Source organism: Streptomyces sp. NRRL F-5755, assembly GCF_001279365.1.
Classification (GTDB): domain Bacteria; phylum Actinomycetota; class Actinomycetes; order Streptomycetales; family Streptomycetaceae; genus Streptomyces; species Streptomyces rimosus.
Map to the genome: position 1 here is coordinate 43,348 of NZ_LGCW01000289.1, position 6,244 is coordinate 49,591.

Sequence of the window (6,244 nt, forward strand, 5' to 3'; positions counted from 1 at the left end):
GCGACATCCTCACCAGGCCCCGCCCCGGGGTGACCGCGAGCAACCAGGTTGCTCCGCGGTGGTGCGCCCTGCTCACGCTGCTCGGCCTGCGGAAGACACCCCCGCGGGAAAGAGCGACGTACGGACACGAACGGAAAGGGAAAGGCCGATGACGTCGGCCAAGACGCTGGTCGTCCTGTCCGGCGGCATCGACTCCGTCGTGCTCGCCCACGCCTGCAAGGCCGAGGGAAGAGAAGTATCCGCCATCGCGATCGACTACGGCCAGCGCCACCGCAAGGAACTGGAGTACGCGGGACGGGCCGCCGGAAAGCTGAACATCGACCTGACCGTCGCCGATCTCGGCGGCTATTCCCGGCTGATGCGTGGCTTCTCCCTGACGGACGCCGACGTCACGGTTCCCGACGAGCATTACACCCGTACCGGAAGCGTCAATGTCGTCCCGAACCGCAACCCGGTCTTCATGACGGTCGCCTACGCCCATGCCGTACTGGCCGGAGCGCAGGAAATGTGTCTCGGGTTCCTCGCCGAGGACGCGGCCACCGCGCCGGACACCTCGCCCGCGTTTCTGACGGCGTTCAACGCGATGGAAGCCCGAGCCCTGGAAGGGCTCGCCGATCCACCACCCCGTGTGACCGCCCCGCTGCTCACCCTGCGCAAGGCCGATGTTCTGCGCCTGGGCACGGAGCTCGGCGTCGACTGGCGCGAGACCTGGACGTGCTTCAAGGGCGAGCGGTTCCACTGCGGAAGCTGCGCGTCCTGCCACGACCGCCGCAACGCGTTCGCCGAAGCGGACCTCACCGACCCGACCCGGTATCAGAGGTGAACTCCGCTTCCGGCGAACCGAGAAGACCAGGAGAAGCCGAGCCCATGCCGGCCGAAACGGCCTGACGAATATCGAGAGACCAGAACGGACGGAGCTGCACCCATGTATGCGATCACCAAGGAATTTCACTTCTCCGCAAGCCACCAGCTCGGCGCCCTGCCGGCCGGACACCAGTGCGCCAGAACGCACGGCCACAACTACCTGGTGGTTCTCGAACTCCGCTGCGACGACACGGAACTCACCGAGCCCGGTTTCGTACGCGACTACGGGGAACTCGACGAGTTCAAGCACTGGCTCGACGCGACCTTCGACCATCGACACCTCAACGACGCCGTCCCCGGAATGAACCCCTCCGCAGAGAATCTGGCCTGGTGGGTCTATCACCAGTGGGTCGAACGGCTGCCGGAACTGAGCTGTGTACGGGTATCGGAAACGCCCCGGACCTGGGCCACCTACCGTGGGAAGTAAGAACGGTGCGATGAGCCGGCAGGAGACAACACGCGGCCGGAAGATCGTCGTCAATGAAATCTTCGGCCCGACGATTCAGGGCGAGGGCCCCTCCATGGGGCGCATCTGTTCCTTCGTCCGGCTCGGCGGCTGCAATCTGACCTGTACCTGGTGCGATACGCCGTACACCTGGGACTGGACCGGGCAGAGCAACGAGGGCACGGCGTACGATCCGAAGGCCGAATTGCACGCGATGCACGTCGTCGATGTGGCGGACCGGCTCAGGGCCATGGATGTCCGGCTGGTCGTCATCTCCGGTGGTGAACCACTCCAGCAGCAGCAGACCGTGACGCTCCTGTGCCACATGCTGAAGGAGAGTGGGGTATCCGTCGAGATCGAAACCAACGGGACCATCGCGCCATCGCCCGCATTGACGGCGACGCAAGCCCGCTTCAACGTCTCGCCCAAATTGCGGCACAGCGGCATGGGGCCGGAACGGACGGTGGTACCGGTCGCGTTGCGGGCCCTGAACGCCACCGGTGGCGCGGCTTTCAAGTTCGTCTGCCGTGGCCCGGCTGATCTCGAAGAGGTCGACGCCATTGTCGCGCGCCACGGCCTGGAATCCGTCTGGATCATGCCGGAGGGACAGAACCAGGAGACGCTGACCCGCCATATGTCGTCGCTCGCCGACGCCGTCGTCGCCCGGCGGTGGAACATGTCGACCCGTATCCATGTGCAGGCGTGGGGGAACCGCAGGGGTGTGTGATGGTGAAAGCCGCCTGGGAAAGGCAGGAAGCGGTCGACGTATCCGTCGACGCCGCCCGGCTCGAAGAGCTGGCCCGGCAGATTCTGATCGAAATCGGGGAGGACCCCACCCGCGAAGGACTCCGCGAGACTCCGCGACGTTATGCCAAATGGTGGAAGGAGTTCGTGGAGTACGACGCCGGAAAGGTGGATACCCTGTTCGAGAGCAGTACCCTGGGCCAGACGGTCATGGTCTCGGGCATGACCGTCTGGTCGTTGTGCGAACACCACTTGCTTCCGTTCAGCTGTGACCTGACTGTGGCCTACAAGTCCGGCGGGGTACTGCTCGGACTCTCGAAGTTCGCCCGTATCGCGCACAAGCACGCACACAAATTGCAGGTACAGGAACGACTCGTGGTCGACATCGCAGACGAGATCTCCGACATCACCGGGACGAATGACTTGGCCGTGATGGGGCGGGGTGAACATCTCTGCATGACCATGCGCGGTATCCGTACGCCTTCGACGATGTCGTCATCCATTTTCCGTGGGGTGTTCGACCAGTCGGAGCGTGCCCGGGCGGAACTCTTCGCCCAGCTCGGGGTGAAGTAACCGCGGTCGGTCGCGGGGCGATGGCCGGGGGCGCGGTCCCCGCGCGTACGGGGCGGCCTCCTGTGGCCGCCGACGCCTGGCCGGCTCGGGGGCGGGCGGCCCAGCGCGGCCCGTACTCCGTCGGGCAGGTGGCTGTTCATGCCGCGGCAGCTGGGCCCAACCGCCTCGGTGAGGTCCTCTGCGCCGGCCTCGGGCCAACCGTCAGCGACCAGTTCGGCAATGAGGTTCCCGGACGAGAGAAACACGTAACATCCCGTGCGGTCGGCGGAGCGGGTTCGGCGGGGCGCGGGTGGGTGCGTGTGTTGCCGCGTTGTACGACGGTCGCCTGTAGTTCATCTTACCCAAGGGCGGCAAGACCCGGATTGCGGATATGCCCCAGTCGGTTTCTTCCGAACTGGCCGAGCACTTCGCAGAGCATCCTGCCCCTTCGAAATCGAGTTGCCCTGGGGAGGGCCCCCAGCCCGAGCGGGAGGCGAAGACGTTCCCCCTGATGTTGACCACGACTTACGGTAACGCTGTACGCGCCAACATCTTCAACGTCGAGGTCTGGAAGCAACTCTGGCTGCGGCCGGTGTCATCCCCACGCGGGAAAGGGCGGACGGTGGCAGTTTTCCCGGAAGGACGGCTTCCACGTCCTTCGGCATACCTATGCCTCGATTGTTCTCGAAGCCGGCGAGTCCGTGGTCACGCTGGCACGTTGGCTCGGTCATTCGAGCCCTACCATCACGCTGAGCCATTACGCCCACTTCATGCCCGAGGCCGGAGGCAAGGGGCGCAAGCCCGTTGATGTGTTACTCGACCAAGTGGCCGTAGCTGCGTAGTCGACCAGACGGCTTCGCTTCAATGGGGCCATCAAGACAAGAGCGGGTGCAGCTTTCGCTGCACCCGCTCCCTCATGCTGTCCTTCCGGTTCGGTCATCACTCTTGGTGACGTAGGGCGCTCGTCGCCGGGCTGGATGTGATCTGGTGAGTGGCGATCCACGGCTGTCCCGGCCGGAGGCCGGCCGAGCTCATTCTCCCTGGATTCTCCCCAGCGGCCTGAAGGGGGCGCGCCGCGCGCACCCTGCTGCGGCGTTCGACCCGCAGCGCGCTTGTGCTGACGCCGATTACTCAGAGCCAATCCCGGCGCTTGAAGATGACGTACAAACCAGTACATACGACTGCCATCAGGACGATAGCGAAGGGGTAGCCGAGCACCCAGTGCAACTCCGGCATGTGATCGAAGTTCATGCCGTAGATGGTGCCGACCAGGGTGGGGGCGAAGAGGATGGCCGCCCACGAAGAGATCTTCTTGATCTCCTCGTTCTGTTCGAAGCCGGCTTCCGCGAGGGCCCGCATCTCGGCGTTCTGTTGTTGGTTCACCAGGGTGGCGTTGACGGTGAGGATGTCCTGGAGGGCCTGGCGGAAGCCGTCGACGCGTTCGGTGGTGTGGGTGGCGTGGTCGGCGACGTCGCGGAGGTAGCGGCGGAGTTCTTCGTCGATGCCGTATTTCTCGAAGCCGGCGGTGAGGCTTTCCAGCATGCCGTTCAGCGGGCGGGTGGCGCGCTGGAATTCCACGACCTCGCGGGAGAGCTCGTAGATACGGCGGGAGACCCGCGGGTCGCCGCCGAAGACCTCCGTCTCGATCTCGTCGATGTCGTTCTGGACACCGTCGACCACCGGCGCGAAATCGTCCACGACCGCGTCGAGGATCGCGTACAGGACCGCCTCGGGGCCGCGCTTGAGCAGTTCCGGGGTGGCCTCCATGCGGCGGCGCACGGAAGGCAGGTCGGGGGCGCCGCCGTGGCGTACGGTGATGACGAAATCGGAGCCCACGAAGACGTGCAGCTCACCGAAGTCGACCTCTTCGGGATCGTCGAGGTAACGGGCGGCGCGCAGGACGACGAAGAGCGTCTCGCCGTAACGCTCCAGTTTCGGCCGTTGATGGGCCTCCAGCGCGTCTTCGACCGCCAGCGGGTGAAGGTCGAATTCCGAGGCGAGGGTGACCAATTCGGAGGACGACGGCCGGTGCAGACCGATCCAGGCCATGGAACCGGCAGTGGTGCGCAGGTTACGGAAGGTGTCGGCGAGAGTTTCGTGGGTACTGAGGCGATAGCCGTCGCGGTAAAGCGTGGCGTTGATGACACTGCCGGCGGATGCGGAACCGGTATCCGGAGCCGGAGCGTCCGGTGCGGCGTCGGCCGGCGGGGTGGCGGACGTGGTCCGCTTCTTCGCGGGCTTGCGCAGACCGCGCAGGGCGCGCAGCCCGCGGCCGGGAGGATCAGTGCTCATGGCGGAACCGACCTCCGTGACAGATGGGGTGAACAGGAACACGAGAACTCGACGCAGGATATATGCCTAGGGTGACGGCACTGCTCAGTGGCCATGGTGCAGGATGGAGGGAGCAAGTGACGCCATCCGTGTGTCGCACCCGAAGACGTATATGCGGGTATCCCTACAATTGCGCGATGCAGATACCGAAGTTGTTCAGTGCCCCTCCGGGAGAGGTGATTCGGTGAACCGGCCCGACGCCACCGACGAACAGTGGGAAGGGCTCGCCGAGGTCGTTCCCCTTCGCAGCGGCAGTGAATGGCCTTCATGGCCCGACCACCGTGCCCTGCCCGAGGAGGAACCGGGCGAGGAGATGCGGCGGTTCGTCGTCATCCGGGTGCAGACCTTCGCCGACGCGCGCGAGGTCGCCGAGTACCTGATGGCGCAGATCCCGGTCCTGCTCGACCTCAGCAGCGCCGACGCCGACGTGGCCAAACGCATCCTGGACTTCTCCAGCGGAGTCGTCTTCGGGCTCGCCAGCGGCATGCACCGGGTCGACACCAACGTCTTCCTGCTGACGCCCGTCGGTACCGAGGTTGCCGAGCCGCCGGCCGGTGCCGTACCCCGATCGTAGGAAGGCGTCCCAGCCGTAACGGTTTTGCGTGCGCCGGTTGCCTAGCGTCCTCCTATGGACACGGAAAGTGTGCGTCCGGCGGTCACCGAATTACGTCTGTCCGCCTTCAAGTCGCATCGCGGTGCGACCGTCCCGCTGGGCCCGCTGACGCTGCTGACCGGCCCCAGCGGCAGCGGCAAGTCCAGCGTGCTCCAGGCGTACGAGATCCTCGCGCGGCTCGGCAGCGGCGCCCGGCTCGGCTGGGCCGTGGGGGTGGCCCCCGGCGGCGCGGTCGGCTGCGTACCGGCGTGGGCGCGCCCCGACGAGCAGGGAAGACGCGGGTTCCGTATCGGCTGCACGGTCGACGGGCCGGTCGGCCCCGTCCGGCTCGATGTCGCCGTACAGGCCGAGCCGGAGCTGCGCATCGTCGGCGAGCGGCTGACCGGCGGCGGCGAGACCCTCCTGTCCACGGCATTGACGGACCCTGCCCGGCGCGCGGTCCAGGCCGCCTGGTACACGGCCGGGTCGACGCCGGTGACGCGCGCGCCGCTGCCCGACGACCGGCTCGGTACGGCACTGCTGCCGTTGCGTGTCGCGGGCAAGACGGCGGGGCAGCAGCTGGTGCTGGCGGCGGCTGAGCAGGTGGTGGTGGCGCTCCGGTCGGTGTTCGCGTGCGATCCACGACCGGAGGTGATGCGCGGGGCCGGGCCTGGGGGTGGGGGCGGCGCAAGTGCGGGGGGTGGGGAAGCGGGGGG

Annotated in this window: 8 protein-coding genes; 7 read left to right on the forward strand and 1 reads right to left on the reverse strand. The window is 66.6% G+C overall.

Translation table 11 applies throughout. The features are described from left to right. Nucleotides 1-148 precede the first annotated feature (148 nt). The 5 genes from ADK86_RS30245 to ADK86_RS44870 all read left to right on the forward strand — a co-directional run bounded on the left by ADK86_RS30245 (nt 149) and on the right by ADK86_RS44870 (nt 3,447). Complete coding sequence (locus ADK86_RS30245; protein WP_053699474.1) at nt 149-823, forward strand: 7-cyano-7-deazaguanine synthase; 675 nt, start codon at nt 149-151, stop codon at nt 821-823. A gap of 102 nt (nt 824-925) precedes the next feature. Continuing rightward, on the forward strand, nt 926-1,291 hold the full coding sequence (locus ADK86_RS30250; RefSeq protein WP_003980855.1) for a 6-pyruvoyl trahydropterin synthase family protein: 366 nt from the start codon (nt 926-928) through the stop codon (nt 1,289-1,291). 10 nt (nt 1,292-1,301) lie between these two features. Then, a complete protein-coding gene (locus ADK86_RS30255) occupies nt 1,302-2,036 on the forward strand; it encodes a 7-carboxy-7-deazaguanine synthase QueE (RefSeq protein ID WP_053699475.1) in 735 nt (244 codons plus the stop codon). Beyond that, nucleotides 2,036-2,626, forward strand: a complete 591-nt coding sequence (gene folE / locus ADK86_RS30260; RefSeq protein WP_030655088.1) for a GTP cyclohydrolase I — start codon at nt 2,036-2,038, stop codon at nt 2,624-2,626. The genes ADK86_RS30255 and folE overlap by 1 nt, the downstream gene beginning before the upstream one ends. A gap of 680 nt (nt 2,627-3,306) precedes the next feature. Further along, the gene (locus ADK86_RS44870; protein ID WP_234346094.1) at nt 3,307-3,447 is read left to right on the forward strand and encodes an integrase; all 141 of its coding nucleotides are present in this window, start codon (nt 3,307-3,309) and stop codon (nt 3,445-3,447) included. A 289-nt stretch (nt 3,448-3,736) separates the two neighbouring features. On the opposite strand, the gene ADK86_RS30265 is transcribed toward ADK86_RS44870, so the two are convergent. Further along, nucleotides 3,737-4,897, reverse strand: a complete 1,161-nt coding sequence (locus ADK86_RS30265) for a magnesium and cobalt transport protein CorA (protein WP_053699476.1) — start codon at nt 4,895-4,897, stop codon at nt 3,737-3,739. A gap of 223 nt (nt 4,898-5,120) precedes the next feature. Between ADK86_RS30265 and ADK86_RS30270 the strand changes: the two genes are divergently transcribed. Continuing rightward, a complete protein-coding gene (locus tag ADK86_RS30270; RefSeq protein ID WP_003980851.1) occupies nt 5,121-5,510 on the forward strand; it encodes a cell division protein SepF in 390 nt (129 codons plus the stop codon). Between the two features lie 54 nt (nt 5,511-5,564). After that, a partial coding sequence (locus ADK86_RS30275; RefSeq protein WP_159393996.1) for an AAA family ATPase occupies nt 5,565-6,244 on the forward strand: 680 nt, incomplete at its 3' end.